Here is a 22,101-nt window from a genome sequence, read left to right on the forward strand (position 1 = left end):
ATGGAAATGATCTTATTTCGGGACAAAACCCGTGCGCAGCAGACCGATATCGTTGCTGTACAGTCGCAAGTCGTGTACGGCAGCGTAGGCAATAGTATCGCGGTACCGAATATCCGCCAGCACCGTCTGAGTGTGACGGCAGTGCCCACTGTGCTTTTTAGTAATACGCCCCATTACGATACCTTTTATGGTGGCATCATTCCTGACGAGTGGTTCAGCGGCTATTTGCAGGCGCTGGAAGAGCGCGATATCTTGCGCGAACTGAAAGCGGTCACAACAGGCTATATGGGCAGCGCCAGTCAGATTGCGCTTCTCGCGGGGTGGTTGAAAGCGTTAAAAGGAAAGCATCCCCATCTGCCGGTGCTTGTCGACCCGGTAATCGGCGACATCGACAGCGGCATGTACGTGAAGCCTGAAATTCCCGAAGCCTATTGCCGCCATTTGTTGCCGCTGGCGCAGGGGATTACGCCGAATGTCTTCGAACTCGAAATTCTGAGCGGTAAACGGTGCCGTGACATGCAAAGCGCGGTAGAAGCGGCGAAAGGGCTGCTCTCTGACACATTACAGTGGGTCGCGATTACCAGCGCGCCGGTCCCTTCTGATGAAAACTGCATTCATGTGGTTCTGGTGACGAAGGAGAGCGTTGAAATAAGTGCTCACCCACGAATTGCGGCGGATTTAAAAGGAACCGGGGATCTGTTCTGCTCTGAACTGGTCAGCAATATTGTCCAGGGAAAACCTCTGGCGGATGCGGTGGATCGGGCAGGCGCGCGCGTGACAGACGTTATGCGCTATACGCTAGAGAAAGGCTACGACGAGCTTATTCTTCCGGCGTAACAAACAAAAATGGCACCGCAAGGGTGCCATTTTTATATGCATCAAGAATTACTTCTTAATACGAATAACCGGGGTTTCACCAACGGTAACGCTGCCGGTCAGTTTGATCAGTTCTTTGATTTCGTCCATGTTGGAGATAACAACCGGCGTCAGGGTAGACTTGGCTTTCTCTTCCAGCAACGGCAGATCGAATTCAATAACCGGGTCGCCGACTTTGACGCGCTGACCTTCTTCTGCGATACGTTTGAAACCTTCGCCTTTCAGTTCAACGGTGTCGATACCGAAGTGAACGAACAGCTCAATGCCGCTATCGGATTCGATAGAGAAGGCATGGTTGGTTTCAAAGATTTTGCCGATAGTACCGTCAACAGGCGCTACCATTTTGTTGCCAGTTGGTTTAATAGCGATGCCATCACCAACGATTTTCTCAGCGAATACAACATCCGGAACATCTTCAATGTTGACGATTTCGCCGGAAAGCGGAGCAACAATCTCAATGGTTCCAGTGTCTTTTTTATCATCAGAAACCAAAGATTTCAGTTTATCGAACAAACCCATGATCTTCTCCTAAGCAGTAATTTGGGCCGCATCTCGTGGATTAGCAGATTGTTTTTTCTTCAATGAACTTGTTAACCAGCGTCATTAACTCGTCCGTTGTCGGTTGGGCAAGAGCCTGCTCTGCTAAAACCTTCGCATCTTCGAAGTTAGTATTGCGAATAATCTTCTTAATGCGCGGGATAGAAATGGCACTCATACTGAATTCATCCAGACCCATCCCCAGCAACAGAAGTGTAGCACGTTCGTCGCCTGCAAGCTCACCACACATACCGGTCCACTTACCTTCTGCATGAGATGCATCAATAACTTGCTTGATGAGAGTCAGTACAGACGGCGACATCGGCTGGTAAAGATGTGAAATCATATCATTACCACGGTCAACTGCCAGAGTGTACTGCGTTAAATCATTGGTACCGATACTAAAGAAATCAACTTCTTTGGCTAAATGACGAGCAATAGTGGCGGCGGCAGGGGTTTCGACCATCACGCCAACTTCGATTGTTTCGTCAAAGGCTTTGCCTTCGTCACGCAGTTCCTGTTTGTAGATTTCGATCTCTTTTTTCAGTGCGCGCACTTCTTCAACAGAGATGATCATCGGGAACATGATGCGCAGTTTACCGAAAGCGGAAGCACGCAGAATCGCACGTACCTGGTCGCGCAGGATCTCTTTGCGATCCATGGCGATACGCACTGCACGCCAGCCCAGGAACGGGTTTTCTTCTTTCGGGAAATTCATATATGGCAGCTCTTTGTCGCCGCCAATGTCCATGGTACGCACGATTACGGCCTGAGAACCACAGGCTTCCGCCACCGCTTTGTATGCAGCAAACTGTTCTTCTTCAGTCGGCAGAGACTCGCGGTCCATGAACAGGAATTCGGTACGGTAGAGACCAACACCTTCCGCGCCGTTACGCTCAGCGCCTGCGACGTCGCGCACGGTACCGATGTTGGCACAGACTTCTACCTGGTGGCCGTCCAGCGTGATGGCTGGCAGGTCTTTCAGTTTAGCCAGTTCGGCTTTCTCTTCGGCTACCTGAGCCTGCGTACTGCGCAGCGTCTCAATTTCTTCTTCTGTCGGGTTAACATACACTTTGTTATTAACCGCATCGAGAATCAGATAGTCGTCGTTTTTTACCTGAGCGGTGACGCTGCCGGTACCCACAATCGCAGGCAGTTCCAGAGAACGCGCCATGATAGAGGTGTGGGAAGTACGACCGCCCATGTCAGTAATGAAACCGAGGACCTTGTTCAGGTTCAACTGTGCGGTTTCTGACGGGGTCAGGTCAGCAGCAACCAGAATCACTTCGTCCTGAATGGCACTCAGGTCGATGATAGGCATGCAAAGAATATTGCGCAGCAGACGTTTACCGATATCACGTACGTCAGCCGCACGTTCTTTCAGGTATTCATCGTCCAGCTCTTCAAGGGCAGTCGCCTGACCTTCGATAACTTCATGAGCCGCCGCGTCGGCAGTCATGTGCTTATCTTTAATCAGGGCTATGATTTCCTGCTCCAGCTCCTCATCTTCGAGCAACATAATGTGGCCTTCGAAGATGGCTTCTTTTTCTTCACCGAAAGTTTCGCCAGCTTTCGTTTTGATCGCTTCAAGCTGCGCTGATGCCTTGGCACGACCGCTCAGGAAACGTTCAACTTCCTGGTCAACCTTATCGGCAGAAATTTTTTTCCGGTCAATGACGATCTCGTCTTCTTTCAGCAGAAGTGCTTTGCCAAAAGCGATACCCGGGGATGCTAAAATGCCTGAAATCATAACCCTACCTTACTTGTGACTGATTTTTAAAAGAACCCGGAAAATTACTCGAGCTCTGCCATCAGTTTAACCAGATGTTCAACTGCTTTTTGTTCGTCTTCGCCTTCTGCGGTTAACGTCACAACGGTACCCTGAGTCAGGCCCAGAGTTTGCAGTTTGAACAGGCTTTTTGCGCTGGCGCTTTTGCCATTGGAAGTCACAGTGATCTCAGAAGTGAAGCCTTTTGCTTCTTTAACAAACTGAGCAGCAGGGCGGGTGTGCAGACCGTTCGGAGCGGTAATGGTAACTTCTTGCTGGAACATTGTATTTCCCCAACTTATAGGTTTAGTGTTGTGGAACTAAAGTCTAGCCTGGCGGCTGGACTTTAGCCTGTATCGTTAGCGCCGGCGTTACGGTATACGACTCAGAAGCGTGGAAAACACGATCCGGTGCTGGCGCTTCTGGCCTTTGACGTTTCGCACGTCATTAAACATTATGCAGCGAAAGCGAGAATTGAACCAAATCATAAAATCGATTCAGCTTCGTGAAATCGGAAACCGATTAATTTCGCGCATCAAAATAAATGTGATGGTTAAATACCAGACCCGAGGAGTCTAATCAATGCCAGGAGGGGTGAAACTTTGATGTGCTCCACAAAAAAGCACCTTCTCAGGTGCTTTTTTGCGCTGTTTTAACATTCTGGCATCACTGTTGCAGTTCTTTTTCAGTGAACAGATCGGCAAACAACGCGGTGCTCAAATAACGCTCACCAGAGGACGGCAGGATAACCACAATATTCTTGTTAGTAAAGGTTTCGTCTTCCTGTAATTTCAGTGCAGCAGCGACGGCAGCACCGGAAGAAATACCCGCAAGAATACCTTCTTCTTCCATCAGACGGCGTGCGGTACTGATCGCTTCATCGTTGGTGATTTTCACCACTTTATCGATCAGTTTTAAATCGAGGTTACCCGGAATGAAGCCTGCGCCAATCCCCTGGATTTTGTGCGGACCCGGTTTCAGTTCTTCACCCGCCAGCGCCTGGGAGATAACCGGGGAGTCGGACGGCTCAACCGCGACGGTGATCAGGTCTGATTTGCCTTTTGTGCCTTTAATATAGCGAGACACGCCTGTCAGCGTACCGCCGGTGCCCACGCCAGAGATAAATACATCCACCTGACCGTCGGTATCTTCCCAGATTTCCGGGCCGGTGGTTTTTTCATGAATTTCCGGGTTAGCCGGGTTGCTGAACTGCTGCAGCAGCAGGTATTTAGACGGATCGCTGGCGACGATTTCTTCTGCTTTCTGAATAGCGCCTTTCATGCCTTTCGCGCCTTCGGTCAGCACCAGATTCGCACCCAGCGCTTTAAGCAGCTTACGGCGTTCGATGCTCATCGTTTCCGGCATCGTCAGGGTCAGTTTGTAACCGCGCGCTGCAGCAACATATGCCAGTGCGATACCGGTGTTACCACTGGTCGGTTCAACCAGTTCAATACCCGGTTTCAGCACGCCGCGTTTTTCGGCATCCCAAATCATATTGGCACCGATACGGCATTTAACGCTGAAGCTCGGGTTACGGGATTCTACCTTTGCCAGGATGCGTCCATTACCGATGCGGTTCAGTCGAACCAGCGGCGTGTGACCGATAGTCAGCGAGTTATCTTCAAAAATCTTACTCATGGCCTGTCCTTAACTGTATGAAATTTGGGAACCACCCCAGCATACCCACTTACTGTCCCCGGGGAAGTAAGGAATTCGCATATCTATATGCTGAGCCGAAATAATGGTATCCAGTATGGAATAAGAACCGGAATAATTCCTTTAGCGCCATGCGGCATTCTTTTCGCGATAACAGTCGACCCACATTGCCGTTGCGCCGCAGACGGCGACGGGCATTACAACCAGATTCAACACGGGAATCAGAGTGAACAGGCTGGTAAGTGCGCCAAACTGCATATTCGTGACCTTACGTGTCCGCAACGCGACACGCATCTCTTTGAACGGCACCTTGTGGTTATCAAACGGGTAATCGCAGTACTGGATGGCCAGCATCCAGGCGCTGAACAAAAACCACAACACAGGCGCGACGGTCTGACCGATACCCGGAATGAAATAGAGCAACAGTAAAACGATCGCGCGCGGCAGATACCAGGCAAGCTTTTGCCATTCACGCTTCATAATGCGCGGGATATCTTTAATGATGGCGGTCACGCCAGCATCCGGTGGCGTCGCGCCGGTTAAGCGAGCCTCAAGCTGTTCGGCGAGCAGGCCATTGAACGGCGCGGCAATCCAGTTGGCAATCGTGGAGAAGAAATAGCTAAACACCAGTAAGATTGAAATCACCGCAATGGGCCAAAGTAAATAACTTAGCCATTGTAGCCAACCAGGTACATGGCTCATGAGCGCGGGGATCCAGCTATCAAGGCGGGTAAATAACCAGGCAAACGCGCCCCCCATCAATATGATATTGACCAGAAGCGGTAAAATCACGAAACGGCGAATACCCGGCAGCGTGATGAGCTTCCAGCCTTGAGAAAAATAAAAAACGCCGCTGCGTGATGAGGTTGGGGAAGAGGAAACCATAGCCGGGCAATACTCCTTTTATTACAGCCAGAAAAGCAAAAACCTATATTATCTGTTCGCAGGTGAAAAAACCCGTTCGGAAATGTTCGAAAAAACAGCAAAAAGCACAATTTCGTTCATCTTTATGCTGTGAAAGGCATGTGTACACTTGCACTTGACGTAATCGGCAAATACTCTTAGTGAGTAAATGTTTGCCGTGTTGGCAAGGTGTTAGAACAACAGAGAATATAATGATGCAGGACTTGCGTCTGATATTAATCATTGTTGGCGCGATCGCCATAATCGCTTTACTGGTTCACGGTTTCTGGACCAGTCGTAAAGAACGTTCCTCAATGTTCCGCGATCGACCGTTAAAACGTATGAAGTCGCGACGTGATGACGACGATGACGCTTACGACGAGGATGTCGAAGAAGATGACGACAGCGTGGGCGAAGTCCGCGTTCATCGGGTAAACGCGCCGCCGAAAACGGGAAGCGAACCTGAGGCTCCGCGTCAACAACCACAGCATCAGTATCAACCTCCATACGCGTCGGCGCAGCCTCGTGCAACCGCCCCTGCCCAGCATGAAGAGCGTCATGTGCAACAGCCTGCTCAGCCAGTACAGCGAGCACCGCAGGTAGAACCGACGCAGCCTGTTCAGGAGCCGCGTGAGCGCGAGTTTACTCAGCATGGAGCACCGGCGCATACACAGCCTCAGCAACCCGTGTTTACATCAGCAGCACCGTCGCATCACGAGCCTGTCGCACAGCCTGAGCCTGAACCCGAGCATAGTGAAGAAGCCCCGGTTGTGGAAAAACCGCAGCGGAAAGAGACGGTCATTATTATGAACGTCGCGGCGCATCAGGGAAGCGTGTTGCAAGGCGAGCTATTGCTCAACAGCATTCAGCAGGTTGGCTTTAAATTTGGTGACATGAGCATTTTCCATCGCCATCTCAGCCCTGACGGCAGCGGACCTACGCTGTTCAGCCTGGCCAATATGGTGAACCCAGGAACATTTGATCCAGAGCGCATGAGTGAGATAACCACGCCTGGTATCACTATGTTTATGCAAGTGCCATCCTACGGCGACGAGCTGCAAAACTTTAAACTGATGCTGCAAGCCGCGCAGTACATCGCCGATGAAGTTGGCGGTGTAGTGCTCGATGACCAGCGTCGCATGATGACCCCGCAGAAGCTGCGTGAGTATCAGGACAGAATTCGTGAAGTCCGGGACGCAAACGCGTAACGGCTGCGGTTACCTCGTTAATTCTCCCAGAACCCCCGCCCGTCGGGGGTTTTTTATCATTGATGGTGCGACATGGAATCAATCGAACAACAACTCACCGAACTACGAACCACTCTTCGCCATCACGAATATCTTTATCATGTCATGGATACGCCTGAGATCCCGGATGCGGAATATGACAGGCTGTTGCGTGAACTGCGCGAACTTGAAGCGCAGCATCCTGAACTCATCACGCCGGATTCGCCCACACAGCGTGTTGGGGCCGCGCCGCTGGCCTCATTTAGCCAGGTGCGCCATGAAATCCCGATGTTGTCGCTTGATAACGTCTTTGATGAGCAGAGTTTTATTGCTTTCAACAAACGCGTTCAGGATCGACTGAAAAGTACCGATGCACTCATCTACTGTTGCGAGCTGAAACTTGACGGGCTGGCTGTCAGTATCCTCTATGAAAACGGCGTCCTGGTGCGTGCCGCAACGCGAGGCGATGGCACGACCGGTGAGGACATTACCACCAACGTACGTACGATCCGTGCCATTCCGTTGAAACTTCATGGCGACAATATACCGGCGCGTGTGGAAGTGCGTGGCGAGGTTTTCTTGCCTCAGGCCGGGTTTGAAAAAATTAACGAAGAAGCGCGTCGCACCGGCGGCAAAGTATTTGCTAACCCACGTAATGCGGCCGCTGGCTCCCTGCGCCAGCTTGACCCGCGTATAACGGCGAAGCGACCACTTACTTTCTTTTGTTACGGTGTGGGCGTACTTGAAGGAGGTGAGCTACCGGATACGCATCTTGGACGCTTGCTGCGCTTTAAAGATTGGGGGTTACCGGTAAGCGACAGGGTGACACTGTGTGACTCGCCAGAGGCGGTGCTGGCTTTTTATCACAAGGTTGAAGAGGACCGCCCTACGCTGGGCTTTGATATTGATGGCGTGGTCATTAAGGTCAATTCACTGGCGCTCCAGGAACAGCTTGGTTTCGTTGCTCGCGCGCCGCGTTGGGCCGTGGCGTTCAAATTCCCGGCTCAGGAGCAGATGACGTTTGTTCGTGATGTCGAATTTCAGGTAGGGCGCACGGGGGCGATTACGCCAGTGGCACGGCTGGAGCCGGTACATGTCGCCGGTGTGCTGGTGAGTAATGCCACGTTGCACAATGCAGATGAAATCGCCCGTCTTGGTCTGCGCATTGGCGACAAAGTTGTGATTCGTCGCGCGGGTGATGTGATTCCCCAGGTGGTCAATGTGGTGGAGTCTGAGCGTCCGGAGGGCACCAGGGAAATTGAATTTCCAACTCACTGTCCTGTGTGTGGCTCGGATGTAGAGCGCGTGGAAGGCGAAGCGGTTACTCGTTGCACGGGGGGCTTGATTTGCGGGGCACAACGCAAAGAAGCGCTGAAACATTTTGTCTCCCGCCGGGCGATGGATGTTGATGGAATGGGCGATAAGATAATCGACCAACTGGTAGAGAAAGAGTATGTCCATACTCCTGCCGATCTTTTCCGTCTGACGGCAGGTAAGCTAACCGGCCTGGATCGTATGGGACCAAAATCAGCGCAAAACGTGGTAACAGCGTTAGAAAACGCAAAAGAGACCACCTTTGCCCGCTTCCTGTACGCGCTGGGCATCCGTGAAGTTGGTGAAGCCACAGCGGCAGGGCTTGCGGCGTATTTCGGTACGCTGGAGGCGCTGGAGGCGGCTTCTATTGAGGAGCTGCAAAAAGTACCCGATGTAGGCAAAGTTGTCGCGGCGCATGTCTTTAACTTTTTTGCCGAAGAGAGCAATCGCGATGTGATCGGTCAATTGCTGGCAGAGGGGGTCCGCTGGCCTGCGCCGGTCGTCATCAACGCCGAAGAGATAGATAGCCCGTTTGCTGGTAAAACCGTGGTGCTGACCGGTAGTCTCAGTCAGATGTCCCGCGATGATGCCAAAGCCCGGCTGGTGGAGCTTGGCGCGAAAGTGGCGGGCAGCGTATCGAAAAAGACGGATCTGGTTATCGCCGGTGAAGCCGCAGGTTCTAAACTGGCGAAAGCGCAGGAGTTGGGCATTGCGGTGATTGATGAAGCGGAAATGTTACGACTGCTGGGTGTATAAATGGAAAAAGAACAGTTCATTGAGATTGCGAACACAGAGATGCCATTCGGGAAGTATCAGGGACGTAAGCTGATTGATTTACCCGAGGAGTACCTGCTGTGGTTTGCCCGTAAGGATTCGTTTCCTGCCGGGCATCTGGGCGAACTTATGCAGCTGGCTTTGCTGATTAAAACGGAGGGGCTGACGCATCTGGTGCAGCCCCTGAAACGCCGTTAGGCTTTAGCCGTTTCCTGCGCCTGCAGTTTTTCTGTCTGGCGTTTGTAGCGGCGTGCCAGCACCGCACAGACCATCAGTTGGATCTGATGGAAAATCATCAGCGGCAGCACCATCATCCCAATCACTGATGTCGGGAACAGAATGTTGGCCATCGGGATACCGTTGGCCAGACTTTTCTTGGAGCCGCAGAACACGATGGTAATTTCGTCCGCTTTATTAAACCCGAGTTTGCGGGCCGCGAAGATATTAATAGCGATAACAATCGCCAACAGAACAATGCTAAACACCACGATAAACAGCAGTGAACCTACGCCTACCTTGTGCCAGATCCCATTAACAACAGCTTCGCTAAACGCGGAATAGACCACCAGCAGAATGGATGTCTGGTCGGTTTTCGAAATCCACTTCTTATTACGTGCTACCCATGCACCCGTCCAACGACGCGACAGATGCCCAAGGACAAAGGGCAGCAACAGTTGCAACATAATTTTGCCAACCTGTTCCAGGCTCCCTTCAGCCCCATGCAGATTCATTAACAGACCAACCAGCAGCGGGGAGAGGAAAATGCCTAACAGGCTGGAGGCAGAGGCGGAACAGACCGCGGCTGCGACATTTCCCCCAGCAAGCGAGGTAAACGCAATGGCCGATTGCACGGTTGCCGGCAGAATGCACAGATAAAGGAAACCGGTGTAGAGTTCCTGGCTCACATTGACGGGGGACCACCAGACAAAGAGTACCCCTAAGGCGGGAAATAAAATGAACGTGCTGCACATCACCCACAGGTGCAGTCGCCAATGGCTACCCCCGGCGATGATCGCTTCACGAGACAGTTTCGCGCCATGCATAAAAAACAGTAACGCTATGGCTGCGGTAGTCAGCCCCTCAAAAAAGGGAACAAAGCCGCCACGGGCCGGGAAGAACGTGGCCAGCAGAACGGTGCACACCAGCGTCAGTGTAAAAGGGTCAAGGACACGAAAAAGTTTCATAAGCGCTCCAGAAATTCGGTGCCAACAGTTTGCGTTTTTTGTTTTGAGAAATAAAATTGATTTATTGCATCCATATATGAATTTATTAGATGAATTATTCATTACGTCAACTTCGTGTTTTTGTCACGGTCGCGCACGCCAGGAGTTTTAGTCGGGCGGGGGATATCATAGGGTTGAGCCAATCGGCGGTAAGCCACAGTGTGAAAGAGCTGGAGCTGCAGACAGGTGTCCGCTTACTCGATCGTACTACCCGCGAAGTGGTGTTGACAGAAGCCGGGCAGCAGCTCGCAGCCAGACTAGAAAGATTACTTGATGAACTGAATAACACATTGCGTGACGCAGGACGCGTGGGTCAGCAATTGTCCGGCACCGTGCGCGTTGCGGCAAGTCAGACGATTTCGGCACATTTGATCCCGCAATGTATTGCGCAGAGTAATCGTCTCTATCCCGAGATCGATTTTATGCTGCATGATCGACCCCAACAGTGGGTACTGGAGAGCATCCGCCATGGTGAAGTTGACTTTGGCATCGTTATCGATCCCGGTCCGGTGAGTGATTTGCAGTGCGAAGAGATCCTTGAAGAGCCATTCTTTTTGCTTTGTCGTCAGGATCACGCCTGGGCGACTTTGCAAAATATACCCTGGTCTGCACTGCAAGATTCACGTCTCGTAGTTCAGGACTACGCTTCTGGCAGCCGCCCATTAATTGATGCCGCTCTGGCACAATTTGGTATTACGGCCACTATCGTTCAGGAGATAGGGCACCCGGCCACACTGTTTCCAATGGTGGAGGCGGGGATTGGCATCAGCATTATGCCCGCACTGGCGTTACCGTTGCCACAGGGGAGCCAATTGTGTGTGAAACGCTTAAAACCAGAGATTCAGCGGAAGATCATGCTGGTGCAGCGAAAAAATCGCTCTCTTTCAGGCGCCGCGCAGGCTTTATGGGATGTGGTGCGTGAACAGGCCCGGTGTTTGACCCAGGCCCGCGAAGAAGATCCGCTGTTTAATCAGATGTAAATATCGATCTGGTTGCTGTCAGAAGGGGTGTTCACACCTTCTGCTTTAGCAGTGGACTGGGTCTGTTTTTCATCAGCTTTTTTCTGCGCTTCCTCTGCCTGTTTGTACTGCAGCTGGGCCAATTGTGCCTGTAGCTGCTTGATCTCAGCCTGTAGCAGTTCCCTTTGTTTCTGACTGTCGGTATCGGCACTGCCCGATGTCGCAAGATCTTTCAATTGCTGAGTCAATTTAGAGATTTGCTGGGTGATGTTACTGATTTGCGAAGCGATATCGCTGCCCGAGGAAGACGAGCTGCCAGTGCTACTGGTGCTGCTGTTACCACCGCTGATGCTGCTGGAAATCACCGTCGATGTGGTTGCCTGAATTGTTGTCATGTTTCTCTCCTCTTCTTGCCCAAAACACCATTAATGGTGAAAAAGTACCGCTGGAATAGGCGGATCCGTGCCGCGCTCAAGACATTATATCTTCACATTGAGCATAAATTATGGAAAACCTTGTCAGTCCTGCCTGCAGAGAATTTAATAATTTTATTGCTTTTATTGTATGGGATAAGTCAGTTTTATTGACTGCTTTTCTGTTGTTTTTACGGGGTTATTGTCGAGCCAGGTGCGCGGATTTAACGATTTGCTTATTCTTCCTGCCCAGCGGAACGGAAAGAAAAGAATGCGGTAGCGTAGGGTTGAATCTTTTATATCGCAGATAGCAAAAAAGCGCCTTTAGGGCGCTTTTTTACATTGGTGGGTCGTGCAGGATTCGAACCTGCGACCAATTGATTAAAAGTCAACTGCTCTACCAACTGAGCTAACGACCCGAAGTGGTGGGTGATGACGGGATCGAACCGCCGACCCCCTCCTTGTAAGGGAGGTGCTCTCCCAGCTGAGCTAATCACCCACTTCGGTACTTCATTTGTTGTAAGAAATCCAGCTGGCGAGAAAGTGGTGGGTGATGACGGGATCGAACCGCCGACCCCCTCCTTGTAAGGGAGGTGCTCTCCCAGCTGAGCTAATCACCCACTTCTCAATTTCTTACATTACACGGCGGAGACTACCTAAGTAGTGGTGGGTGATGACGGGATCGAACCGCCGACCCCCTCCTTGTAAGGGAGGTGCTCTCCCAGCTGAGCTAATCACCCCCGCTGTGTGGAGTCGCATTATAGGGAGAGTTGAAAATGAGTCAACGCATTTTCAAAAGAAATTGTTCGTTCGTCGTAAAATTAAACAAACCGCTGTTGAATCAGGCGTGGGCGCATGATTTATATACAAAATACACATAGAAGCGGGTGATTGCGGCAACAACATTGAGGAATCACCCCACAGTGATAGAATATTGCGACCTCAATTTTCCAGGATTTGCCGGTTGTCGGCATTTTTATCAAACGTAAGGCCTTTTCATGAAAATCAAAACTCGCTTCGCGCCAAGCCCGACTGGCTATCTGCATGTCGGCGGCGCGCGTACTGCTCTTTACTCCTGGCTTTTTGCACGTAACCACAATGGTGAGTTTGTGCTGCGTATTGAAGACACCGATCTTGAGCGCTCAACGCCAGAAGCTATTGAAGCCATCATGGATGGCATGAACTGGCTGAATCTGGAATGGGATGAAGGTCCGTATTTTCAGACCAAACGTTTTGATCGCTATAACGCGGTTATCGATGAGATGCTGGAAGCCGGCACGGCTTATAAATGCTACTGTTCCAAAGAGCGCCTTGAAGCTTTGCGTGAAGAGCAAATGGCGAATAACGAAAAACCGCGTTATGACGGTCGCTGCCGTCACGATCATCGCGAACATGCTGCTGATGAGCCTTGCGTGGTGCGTTTTGCCAACCCGCAGGACGGTTCCGTTATTTTTGACGACCAGATCCGCGGGCCGATCGAATTCAGCAATCAGGAACTCGACGATCTGATCATTCGTCGTACGGATGGATCTCCGACCTATAACTTCTGCGTAGTTGTCGACGACTGGGATATGCAGATTACGCACGTTATTCGTGGTGAAGACCATATCAACAACACGCCGCGTCAGATCAACATCCTGAAAGCGTTGAATGCGCCGGTGCCGGTTTATGCGCACGTTTCCATGATTAACGGTGACGACGGTAAAAAACTCTCCAAACGTCATGGCGCAGTCAGCGTGATGCAATATCGCGATGATGGATACCTGCCGGAAGCGCTACTGAACTATCTTGTACGCCTTGGTTGGTCCAGCGGCGATCAGGAGATTTTCTCCCGTGAAGAGATGATTAAACTGTTCTCACTTGGCGCGGTGAGTAAATCTGCGAGTGCGTTTAATACTGACAAACTGCTGTGGCTGAACCACCACTATATCAACACGCTGGCGCCTGAGTATGTGGCGACCCATCTGCAGTGGCACATTGAGCAGGAAAAAATTGATACCCGTAATGGTCCGCAACTGGCGGATCTGGTGAAACTGCTGGGTGAGCGTTGCAAAACGCTGAAAGAAATTGCGGCAAGCTGCCGTTATTTCTACGAAGATTTCGCGGAGTTTGATGCCGATGCGGCGAAAAAACATCTGCGTCCGGTCGCGCGTCAACCGCTGGAAGTGGTGCGTGATAAACTCGCCGCGTTGACGGACTGGACTGCGGAAAACGTACACCACGCGATCCAGGCAACGGCTGATGAGCTGGAAGTAGGTATGGGGAAAGTCGGTATGCCTCTGCGCGTTGCCGTAACAGGGGCGGGTCAGTCTCCCGCACTGGACGTTACCGTACATGCGATTGGTAAATCTCGTAGCATTGAGCGTATCAACAAGGCGCTGACTTTTATTACTGAGCGCGAAAGCCAGCAGTAAGACGACACATCAAAACGAAAACGGCAGGGTTAACCTGCCGTTTTTTTACTCCGCATCTATCGCTGTAATGCCCAGCCTTTGCAGAAAACCCTGAATGCCTTCGCGCGCGAGTAATACCGCCAGCCGTTCTTGTTCATGCGGTGTCATGTTTTGCAACACGCCATTAATTTTCAGCAGCGCTGAGGTCTGTTTATCGGCTTCATATTGTGGAAAGGGTTCAGCCATTGCCGCTGGCGCGTGGCGTTGACGCATGGTGGGTGTTTTCATAATGAAATGACGAACGTTCTTATCGATATGAATGAGACGCGCGCGACCGCCTTTTACCCCGGGCAAATTCTCTGTGGACCATTTTTGCTCGCGGATCCAACGATTAACCGTCTGTTTTGCCACGCCGAGAAAATCCGCCAATTCCTCAGTCGTCATTTTATCAGGTAGTTTCATCTTATTTCTGTTCACGAATACCCAGACGAGACAGCAAACCGCTAATGCCGTCGCGAAGTAACAAAGAGGAAAGCTGTTTCTGCTCGGGCATGGTCATCTCTTTGGCCAGCGTCAGAAGCAGTGTTTCCAGAGTAGGGTCTTTAGCGTTAAGAGGGGAGTAAGTTATTTCCTGGGCGGAGCGTTGGGCATTGCGGATAAATTCACGAACTTGCTCATTAACATGCACCAGCCGGGCTTTTCCACCTTGTACGCCTGGTTTAGGGGAGGTGACCCAGCCTTCTTTACGCACCCATTTGTTGATGGTCTGGCGGCTGTAGCCGGTAAGCTGCGCGAGCTCTTCCGGGGTCATTCGTTCCTTGAGCATGTTATTTCCAGAGTGGTTGTAGGGATAATTAGTGAATAATGTTATAGCATCATTTTATGCGAAAATGTGACATGTTTAACTACTGGCTGCGAGATGTTTCGCAATGTCTTTCATTTGCATGCTTTTTCAGCGATTGATTGCGACCTGAGAATTTTGCCGTTGACACCTGGCGAGGGAATTCATATTATGCCGCCCGTCAACACGACACGCTTTACGCGATGGGGCTATAGCTCAGCTGGGAGAGCGCTTGCATGGCATGCAAGAGGTCAGCGGTTCGATCCCGCTTAGCTCCACCAAATTCTCCACCCAGGTGGTTTGGTGCGTAAAGAACATTGTGGGGCTATAGCTCAGCTGGGAGAGCGCTTGCATGGCATGCAAGAGGTCAGCGGTTCGATCCCGCTTAGCTCCACCAAAATTTGAACCCTCGCTACGGCGGGGGTTTTTTATTTTCTGTTTTTGTCTCCTCATGTAAATCCTTTTCAGGTTTAGTCAGACCTTTTGGATTTATTAATGCTATCGGCATAGTACGGTATACAGTGGTGTTATTCCTTGCTTCGCGCTGCGAATAAACATATTATTCGTGCCTGATAAAAAATGAGCAGGTGAGATCAGTTTATTAACGACAATGAAATCTAAAATATACATAAGTATCCAAAAATTTATTGTTGCGTTTATTTTGTGCCTAATTGCGGTGCCGGTGTCTCGTTATATCTCTCCGCGTGCAATTATAGATTTGAACTATGTTTATCTCGCCTGGCTTCCGTTAAGTGTTACGCTTGCGATGATGTTATTATTTGGCCGCCACGCTATTCTGCCAATTATTATCAGCTTTGCTATTGTTAACGAATGGCTATTATCTCTGCCATTTAATCAGGCTGTTATACTGCTTTTTTGCCAGACTTTTCCTGTGCTTGCCGTATGTGCTATGGTCCGCTGGAAGATAGGTATACGCTGGCGTTATGGCATTCCGAATAAAAATATGGCGCTGCGTATTTTCTGGATGGGAGTTGTCGCCCCGGCAGGAATAAAATTTTCGATGTATTTAGCGGGTAAATGGTTTGCGTTTCCGGTCTACCTGTCGAGTTACTTTGGTTCCGCATCTGTAGTCTATTCTATTGTTGATTTTCAAAGTCTTATCTGCGCTTCGCTGATTTTCACGATGATGTTTTATTATCCATTAAGGATGATTGTCAGTCCGCATTATGGGCGCATATTTTGGCGTAAAAGCCTGAAACCCTGCTTTTCAAAAAAGAGAAGATTATTCATTTCACTATGGGTGTCCTCACTGATATCGATTCTTACAATTTTGTGTGCACCTTATCATTCCGACTTTGTCGCAGGGTATCTTGTTCCGCTTATTTTTATTCTCTTTACGTTAGGTATCAGCAAATTAAGTTATCCGCTCATTATGCTGAGTTGGGCGGTATCTGCCTTTGTGCTGGCTGCCTGTAACCGCAATTTTCTGCATGGTGTTAACACGGAATACTCGCTGGCGTTTGTTATGTCGGTACTAATCTGTTTTACCATCTGTTTAATCTATATGACCCGTGTATATCATCGTAGCGTATGGATCAGAAAACGCTGGAGGGCGCAGGCATTAACTGACCCATTAACCGGTTTACCTAATCTACGCGCGCTGGAATTGCATCTGGAGAAAAATAAGAATCAGACTATTTGCTGTTTTCATATGAAAAATCTGGAATTTTTAAGCCGACATTACGGAATGATGATGCGTATCTATTTCAAGCGAAGCGTCACGCATGCATTGCGCCCATTATTACAGCCCACGGAGTTATTGTTCCAGTTGCCTGGTAGTGAATTATTACTGGTACTTGAAGGCTCGCAGGCTGCTGACCGCTTGCAGCACATGCTGGATTACCTCAATAGCCAGCGGTTTCACTGGCAAAATACCGCCCTTGATGTCGAGTTCGGCGCCTCATGGGGAGACGTTAACGGAGCCGGGGAAACATTGCACCCTATGTTAGGGCAGTTGAGCTGGCTCTCTGAACAGGCTTGTACCACCCCCCAGGCGCTGGCGTTGACCCATAGCCTCGACGTCGTGTCTGATCAGATGACCGAGCGTGTAATATTGCTCAATAAAGTTAAACGTGCGCTGGATGAGTGCACACTGCAACTGTATGCCCAACCCATCCTTGACGCACAGGGGGAGGGTTACCATGAAATCCTCACGCGTCTGGTTAGTGATGGAGACGTGATGAACCCTGCGCACTTCATTCCGGTGATTGCACAGTTTAATCTCAGCACCCGCTTCGATATGCAGGTTATCGAAACCCTTTTGCAATGGATGCAGGCAAACCCGCAGTCCCGTACTGAACCTCGTCAGCGTTTCTCAGTAAATCTGATGCCATTGACGCTGATGCAAAAAGATTTTGCCGAGAAATTGCTCGGGCTTTTTAAGAATTACGCGATTTCTACCCGCGAGATCATTATTGAAATCACTGAGGAGCAGGCGTTTTCACATTCGGAATATAGCGTGCAGAACATTCAGCAACTGCGTCAGGCCGGGTTCAAAATCGCCATTGACGACTTCGGTACAGGGTTTGCCAATTTCGAGCGCTTAAAGCGTCTGGAGGCAGATATCATCAAAATTGATGGGTGCTTTGTGCGGGATATCGCCCACGACCCGCAGGATGCGATGATTGTGAAGTCGATTTGCGATCTGGCAAAAGCGAAGTCTTTGACGGTGGTTGCTGAATATGTCGAAACGCAGGAACAGCGCGCTTTGCTGCTGAATGCCGGGGTGGATTATCTGCAGGGATACTTGCTGGGGAAACCGCAGCCGTTAGCTGCCGTCGGGAAGGAATAAACCGGGGTTGCCCCCGGTTTATCTGAATTACAGTACCAGTGCCGCGATAGAAGCGGACAGGACGCTCACCAGCGTTGAACCGTAAACCAGTTTCAGACCGAAGCGGGATACAACGTTACCTTGCTCTTCGTTCAGGCCTTTGATCGCACCTGCGATAATACCGATAGAGGAGAAGTTAGCGAAGGAAACCAGGAAGACGGACAGGATGCCTTCCGCACGCGGAGACAGGGTGGATGCGATTTTCTGCAGATCCATCATGGCCACGAATTCATTGGATACCAGTTTGGTTGCCATGATACTCCCCACCTGCAGTGCTTCTGACGACGGTACACCCATTACCCAGGCAATTGGGTAGAAGATGTAGCCCAGAATCCCCTGGAAGGAGATGCCAAGAATGGCAGCAAACAGAGCGTTCAGACCAGAAATCAGCGCAATAAAGCCGATCAGCATCGCTGCAACGATAATCGCGACTTTGAAACCTGCCAGAATGTACTCACCCAGCATTTCGAAGAAGCTCTGTCCTTCATGCAGGTTAGACATCTGCAGATTTTCTTCACTCTCATCGACACGGTACGGGTTGATCAGTGACAGCACGATAAAGGTGCTGAACATATTCAGAACCAGGGCTGCGACCACATATTTCGGCTGCAGCATGGTCATGTACGCGCCAACGATTGACATCGAAACGGTAGACATCGCGGTTGCCGCCATGGTGTACATGCGGTTGCGTGACATTTTGCCGAGGATATCTTTATAAGCGATGAAGTTTTCAGACTGACCCAGAATCAAGGAGCTGACTGCGTTAAATGATTCCAGTTTGCCCATACCGTTGACTTTGGAGAGGACGGTACCGATAGCACGGATAATAATGGGCAGTAAGCGGATATGTTGCAGGATACCAATCAGCGCAGAAATGAAGACAATCGGGCAGAGTACTTTCAGGAAGAAGAATGCCAGACCTTGATCATTCATTTTGCCGAAGACGAAGTTTGTCCCTTCATTGGCAAATCCGAGCAGTTTTTCAAACATCTCGGAGAAGCCTTTCACAAAACCCAGACCCACGTCAGAGTTCAGGAAGAACCAGGCCAGCAAGACTTCGATCACGAGCAGTTGGACAACGAAGCGAAGGCGGATTTTTTTGCGGTCACTGCTTACAAGTAATGCAAGCAACGCGACAACAGCAAGCGCCAGAACAAAGTGCAGAACGCGGGACATATTTGCTCCAAATATGAGACGGGTAGAATTTTCGTGCACATTCTATGTAACAAGCGGAAAGAAAACGAGATCAAACACACAGTATATTAATGACCTGTGACCAGACTCAAAAATAGTGATCCACCATACATTTCTGTTATGTTAAGTAAAAGAGTGAAAAGTTGCACTGAAATGCTAGACTCTTAACAAGACGGTGTGATTTGCATCTCACCGTCCCTGTCTTAAAAACAGCCGGCCCGTCATCGTTTCTGTCTATCGAATAAATCAATAGAATCTACTCTAAATGAACTTGATAATCATTCTCATTTTGGTAGCATGAAACATAGCAAAGGCTATATTTAGGGGCAATAAATGAACAACAGTCGCGTTGAGAGTAGCAGTGGGCGTACAGCGCGCAAGTTAAGGCTCGCGTTAATGGGACCTGCGTTCATTGCGGCGATCGGATATATCGATCCGGGCAACTTCGCCACTAACATTCAGGCCGGGGCCAGTTTCGGTTACCAGTTGCTGTGGGTGGTTGTCTGGGCAAACCTGATGGCTATGCTGATCCAACTGCTGTCAGCAAAATTGGGGATTGCTACGGGTAAGAACCTCGCGGAACAAATTCGCGACCATTACCCGCGTCCTTTAGTCTGGTTCTACTGGGTTCAGGCGGAAATTATCGCCATGGCCACCGACCTCGCCGAGTTTATCGGCGCCGCCATCGGTTTTAAACTTATCCTCGGCGTGTCGCTGCTGCAAGGCGCCGTATTAACCGGGATTGCCACTTTTTTAATTTTGATGTTGCAACGCCGCGGGCAGAAACCGCTGGAAAAAGTCATTGGCGGACTGCTGCTGTTTGTTGCTGCGGCCTATATCGTTGAGTTGGTTTTCTCTCGTCCTGAACTAGCGCCGCTCAGTAAAGGCATCTTTATTCCAACCCTGCCGGGTACCGAAGCGGTGTTCCTTGCCGCCGGTGTATTAGGCGCGACTATTATGCCGCACGTGATTTACCTTCACTCCTCATTGACCCAGTATCTGCATGAAGGAACGCGCCGCGAGCGGTATTCCGCGACGAAGTGGGATGTGGGCATCGCGATGACCATCGCCGGTTTTGTCAATCTGGCGATGATGGCGACGGCCGCTGCGGCATTTCACTTCAATGGACATACCGGCATTGCCGATTTGGATGAAGCTTATTTAACGCTTGAACCGTTGCTGAGCCATGCGGCAGCAACCGTGTTTGGACTCAGCCTGGTGGCAGCCGGACTTTCCTCCACCGTGGTAGGGACGCTGGCCGGTCAAGTGGTGATGCAGGGGTTTGTGCGTTTCCACATTCCATTATGGGTACGTCGGACTATCACTATGATGCCCTCGTTTGTCGTTATCCTGATGGGGCTTGATCCTACGCGCATTCTGGTGATGAGCCAGGTACTGCTCAGTTTCGGCATCGCCCTGGCGCTGGTGCCATTGCTGATGTTTACCAGTGATCGCGCGTTAATGGGCGAACTTGTGAATACGCCAACCATCAAACGCGTTGGCTGGCTGATTGTTATCCTGGTTGTAGCGTTAAATGGCTGGCTGCTGGTGGGAACCGCCTTAGGGGTGTAAACCTGAAATGGTGTCAAAGAAAAAGGAGCGCATGCGCTCCTTTTTACTGACAGCCTGTTTATTAACGCCAGTGACCATGGCCGTGACCACGTCCCGGACCGCGACGGTCATCGCGATCATTCCAGCCTTCGCGGTAACCGCGTTCGTAAGCGTCACGCTTATCCCAGCCACGGTGCCAGCCACGGTCATGCATACGCCAGCGATGGTCACGCCATTCGTAGTTACGATGCCAGTAGTCGCGGTCACGCCAGCGACCGCCGTCCCAGTAATTGCCGTAATTGTCGCGATCGCCAATTTGCAATTTTACAGAAGGCAGCAGTGTTATTTCGCCAGCGTTAGCGACCAGCGGGGCACATGCCATTAATACTGCTGCGAGAATCAGTGACCTGAACATAGTTTTCTCCTTCACGATCGGGTCTGTTGCAGCAATATTATGTAACGTTTATGTCCGCATCTTCGGCGGAACTCCTAAATGCGTAATGACAGCACTTTTTGCTAAAAGTGATGCTATTTTACGCTATTCAGGATGGCGTCAATCTCGGCACATTCCGCGTCGTTAAACTGGCGATTGGCCAGCATACCGACGGCATCGTCAAGCTGGCTGGTTTTACTGGCGCCAATCAGCACAGATGTCACCTTATCTCCGCGCAGAACCCAGGCCAGCGCCATTTGCGATAATTTTTGCCCACGCCTAATCGCAAGATCGTTAAGTTTGCGGACTTTGGCCAGTTTTTCATCCGTAATCTGATCGGGGTTGAGGAAGCGGCTGCCGCTGGCGGCACGTGAATCTGCCGGAATACCATTCAGGTAGCGGTCGGTAAGTTGTCCGCCTGCCAGCGGTGAAAACGCAATGCTGCCGACGCCCGCTTGTTGCAGTACCGTCAGCAGTTCGTCTTCTACCCAACGCTCGAACAGAGAATATTTGGGCTGATGGATAAGGCAGGGCGTACCCAGATCGTTGAGTATTCCGATGGCCTCGCGCGCCAGATCGGCCGGGTAATTCGACAAGCCGACATACAGCGCTTTGCCCTGGCGGACAATATGATCCAGTGCGCGCATGGTCTCTTTTAGCGGCGTTTCAGGGTCCGGACGATGGTGATAAAAGATATCGACATAATCCAGCCCCATCCGGCGCAGGCTTTGATCGAGGCTGGCAATCAGATATTTGCGTGAACCCCAGTCGCCATAGGGGCCATCCCACATGGTATAGCCTGCTTTGGTGGAGATGATCAGTTCATCCCGGTAGGGCAAAAAATCTTCTTGTAGCAGACGACCAAAATTGCGCTCGGCAGAGCCGGGAGGCGGCCCGTAGTTATTGGCAATATCGAAATGGGTTATCCCCAGGTCGAAAGCATGTCTGAGTAACTGACGGCTATTTTCAATGAGCGTGGCGTCGCCGAAGTTATGCCACAGCCCAAGTGAGATAGCCGGAAGCTTAAGGCCACTGTCACCGCAGCGGCGAAATTCCATTTTCTGATAGCGATCCCCGGAGGCCAGATAAACCATACATATGCCCTTAATGTCAGTGTATACGTTTACACAAATGGCCTTCGAGCTTACACCAGCTTGTCGGTTCTCGCTGATTCCCTCTGTTAAATTCT

The 22,101-nt window shown here is 50.6% G+C and carries 20 protein-coding genes and 6 tRNA genes; 10 read left to right on the plus strand and 16 right to left on the minus strand.

From position 1 onward, the window contains the following. A complete protein-coding gene (pdxK, locus tag AB182_RS06305) occupies positions 1-837 on the plus strand; it encodes a pyridoxine/pyridoxal/pyridoxamine kinase (protein WP_047369357.1) in 837 nt (278 codons plus the stop codon). A 48-nt stretch (positions 838-885) separates the two neighbouring features. On the opposite strand, the gene crr is transcribed toward pdxK, so the two are convergent. From crr to cysZ, 5 genes are all read right to left on the minus strand, one after another. Further along, the gene (gene crr, locus AB182_RS06310) at positions 886-1,395 is read right to left on the minus strand and encodes a PTS glucose transporter subunit IIA (protein WP_039079736.1); all 510 of its coding nucleotides are present in this window, start codon (positions 1,393-1,395) and stop codon (positions 886-888) included. Positions 1,396-1,435: 40 nt separating this feature from the next. Further along, the gene (ptsI, locus tag AB182_RS06315) at positions 1,436-3,163 is read right to left on the minus strand and encodes a phosphoenolpyruvate-protein phosphotransferase PtsI (protein ID WP_047369358.1); all 1,728 of its coding nucleotides are present in this window, start codon (positions 3,161-3,163) and stop codon (positions 1,436-1,438) included. Between the two features lie 44 nt (positions 3,164-3,207). Continuing rightward, positions 3,208-3,465, minus strand: coding sequence for a phosphocarrier protein Hpr (ptsH, locus tag AB182_RS06320; protein WP_039079738.1), 258 nt, complete (start codon positions 3,463-3,465; stop codon positions 3,208-3,210). Positions 3,466-3,847: 382 nt separating this feature from the next. After that, the gene (gene cysK, locus AB182_RS06325; protein WP_047369359.1) at positions 3,848-4,819 is read right to left on the minus strand and encodes a cysteine synthase A; all 972 of its coding nucleotides are present in this window, start codon (positions 4,817-4,819) and stop codon (positions 3,848-3,850) included. A 141-nt stretch (positions 4,820-4,960) separates the two neighbouring features. After that, positions 4,961-5,722: a sulfate transporter CysZ gene (gene cysZ, locus AB182_RS06330; protein ID WP_047369360.1), complete on the minus strand. Its 762-nt coding sequence runs from the start codon at positions 5,720-5,722 to the stop codon at positions 4,961-4,963. Positions 5,723-5,952: 230 nt separating this feature from the next. Between cysZ and zipA the strand changes: the two genes are divergently transcribed. From zipA to AB182_RS06345, 3 genes are all read left to right on the plus strand, one after another. Continuing rightward, positions 5,953-6,948, plus strand: a complete 996-nt coding sequence (zipA, locus tag AB182_RS06335) for a cell division protein ZipA (protein ID WP_047369361.1) — start codon at positions 5,953-5,955, stop codon at positions 6,946-6,948. A gap of 72 nt (positions 6,949-7,020) precedes the next feature. After that, positions 7,021-9,036, plus strand: coding sequence for an NAD-dependent DNA ligase LigA (gene ligA / locus AB182_RS06340; protein WP_047369362.1), 2,016 nt, complete (start codon positions 7,021-7,023; stop codon positions 9,034-9,036). Then, a complete protein-coding gene (locus tag AB182_RS06345) occupies positions 9,037-9,252 on the plus strand; it encodes a DUF3820 family protein (RefSeq protein WP_047369363.1) in 216 nt (71 codons plus the stop codon). Here the strand turns inward: AB182_RS06345 and AB182_RS06350 are convergent. Beyond that, positions 9,249-10,238 (minus strand): bile acid:sodium symporter family protein, encoded by a 990-nt coding sequence (locus AB182_RS06350; RefSeq protein ID WP_047369364.1) that lies wholly within the window; start codon positions 10,236-10,238, stop codon positions 9,249-9,251. The genes AB182_RS06345 and AB182_RS06350 overlap by 4 nt on opposite strands. 89 nt (positions 10,239-10,327) lie before the next feature. On the opposite strand from AB182_RS06350, the gene AB182_RS06355 reads away from it, so the two are divergent. After that, a complete protein-coding gene (locus AB182_RS06355; RefSeq protein ID WP_047369365.1) occupies positions 10,328-11,257 on the plus strand; it encodes a LysR family transcriptional regulator in 930 nt (309 codons plus the stop codon). On the opposite strand, the gene AB182_RS06360 is transcribed toward AB182_RS06355, so the two are convergent. The 5 genes from AB182_RS06360 to AB182_RS06380 all read right to left on the minus strand — a co-directional run bounded on the left by AB182_RS06360 (position 11,248) and on the right by AB182_RS06380 (position 12,389). Then, on the minus strand, positions 11,248-11,631 hold the full coding sequence (locus AB182_RS06360) for a FlxA-like family protein (protein WP_047369366.1): 384 nt from the start codon (positions 11,629-11,631) through the stop codon (positions 11,248-11,250). The two genes, AB182_RS06355 and AB182_RS06360, sit on opposite strands and share 10 nt — an antisense overlap. Positions 11,632-11,992: 361 nt before the next feature. After that, a tRNA-Lys gene (locus AB182_RS06365) sits at positions 11,993-12,068 on the minus strand. Positions 12,069-12,072: 4 nt separating this feature from the next. Further along, positions 12,073-12,148, minus strand: a tRNA-Val gene (locus AB182_RS06370). Positions 12,149-12,193: 45 nt separating this feature from the next. Beyond that, positions 12,194-12,269, minus strand: a tRNA-Val gene (locus AB182_RS06375). A 44-nt stretch (positions 12,270-12,313) separates the two neighbouring features. Beyond that, positions 12,314-12,389 (minus strand) — tRNA-Val (locus AB182_RS06380). A 258-nt stretch (positions 12,390-12,647) separates the two neighbouring features. On the opposite strand from AB182_RS06380, the gene gltX reads away from it, so the two are divergent. After that, complete coding sequence (gene gltX, locus AB182_RS06385; RefSeq protein WP_047369367.1) at positions 12,648-14,063, plus strand: glutamate--tRNA ligase; 1,416 nt, start codon at positions 12,648-12,650, stop codon at positions 14,061-14,063. A gap of 45 nt (positions 14,064-14,108) precedes the next feature. Here gltX and AB182_RS06390 read toward each other — a convergent pair whose 3' ends face one another. Together AB182_RS06390 and AB182_RS06395 are read right to left on the minus strand one after the other, a co-directional pair. Next, positions 14,109-14,504 (minus strand): YfeC-like transcriptional regulator, encoded by a 396-nt coding sequence (locus AB182_RS06390; protein WP_047369368.1) that lies wholly within the window; start codon positions 14,502-14,504, stop codon positions 14,109-14,111. Between the two features lies 1 nt (position 14,505). Beyond that, positions 14,506-14,868 (minus strand): YfeC-like transcriptional regulator, encoded by a 363-nt coding sequence (locus AB182_RS06395; protein WP_047369369.1) that lies wholly within the window; start codon positions 14,866-14,868, stop codon positions 14,506-14,508. 220 nt (positions 14,869-15,088) lie between these two features. Between AB182_RS06395 and AB182_RS06400 the strand changes: the two genes are divergently transcribed. The 3 genes from AB182_RS06400 to AB182_RS06410 all read left to right on the plus strand — a co-directional run bounded on the left by AB182_RS06400 (position 15,089) and on the right by AB182_RS06410 (position 17,695). Continuing rightward, positions 15,089-15,164: transfer RNA gene (locus AB182_RS06400), tRNA-Ala, on the plus strand. A 40-nt stretch (positions 15,165-15,204) separates the two neighbouring features. After that, a tRNA-Ala gene (locus AB182_RS06405) sits at positions 15,205-15,280 on the plus strand. Positions 15,281-15,493: 213 nt separating this feature from the next. Next, positions 15,494-17,695: a bifunctional diguanylate cyclase/phosphodiesterase gene (locus tag AB182_RS06410; protein ID WP_047369370.1), complete on the plus strand. Its 2,202-nt coding sequence runs from the start codon at positions 15,494-15,496 to the stop codon at positions 17,693-17,695. A gap of 27 nt (positions 17,696-17,722) precedes the next feature. On the opposite strand, the gene AB182_RS06415 is transcribed toward AB182_RS06410, so the two are convergent. Then, the gene (locus tag AB182_RS06415; protein ID WP_047369371.1) at positions 17,723-18,910 is read right to left on the minus strand and encodes a NupC/NupG family nucleoside CNT transporter; all 1,188 of its coding nucleotides are present in this window, start codon (positions 18,908-18,910) and stop codon (positions 17,723-17,725) included. Between the two features lie 351 nt (positions 18,911-19,261). On the opposite strand from AB182_RS06415, the gene AB182_RS06420 reads away from it, so the two are divergent. Beyond that, positions 19,262-20,500 (plus strand): Nramp family divalent metal transporter, encoded by a 1,239-nt coding sequence (locus tag AB182_RS06420; RefSeq protein ID WP_047369372.1) that lies wholly within the window; start codon positions 19,262-19,264, stop codon positions 20,498-20,500. A 61-nt stretch (positions 20,501-20,561) separates the two neighbouring features. Here AB182_RS06420 and ypeC read toward each other — a convergent pair whose 3' ends face one another. Both ypeC and mgrA read right to left on the minus strand, forming a co-directional pair. Then, positions 20,562-20,894, minus strand: coding sequence for a DUF2502 domain-containing protein YpeC (gene ypeC / locus AB182_RS06425; protein ID WP_047369373.1), 333 nt, complete (start codon positions 20,892-20,894; stop codon positions 20,562-20,564). Between the two features lie 113 nt (positions 20,895-21,007). Beyond that, complete coding sequence (gene mgrA / locus AB182_RS06430; RefSeq protein WP_047369374.1) at positions 21,008-22,006, minus strand: L-glyceraldehyde 3-phosphate reductase; 999 nt, start codon at positions 22,004-22,006, stop codon at positions 21,008-21,010. Positions 22,007-22,101 lie beyond the last annotated feature (95 nt).

This window comes from Phytobacter ursingii, from assembly GCF_001022135.1.
GTDB lineage: Bacteria > Pseudomonadota > Gammaproteobacteria > Enterobacterales > Enterobacteriaceae > Phytobacter > Phytobacter ursingii.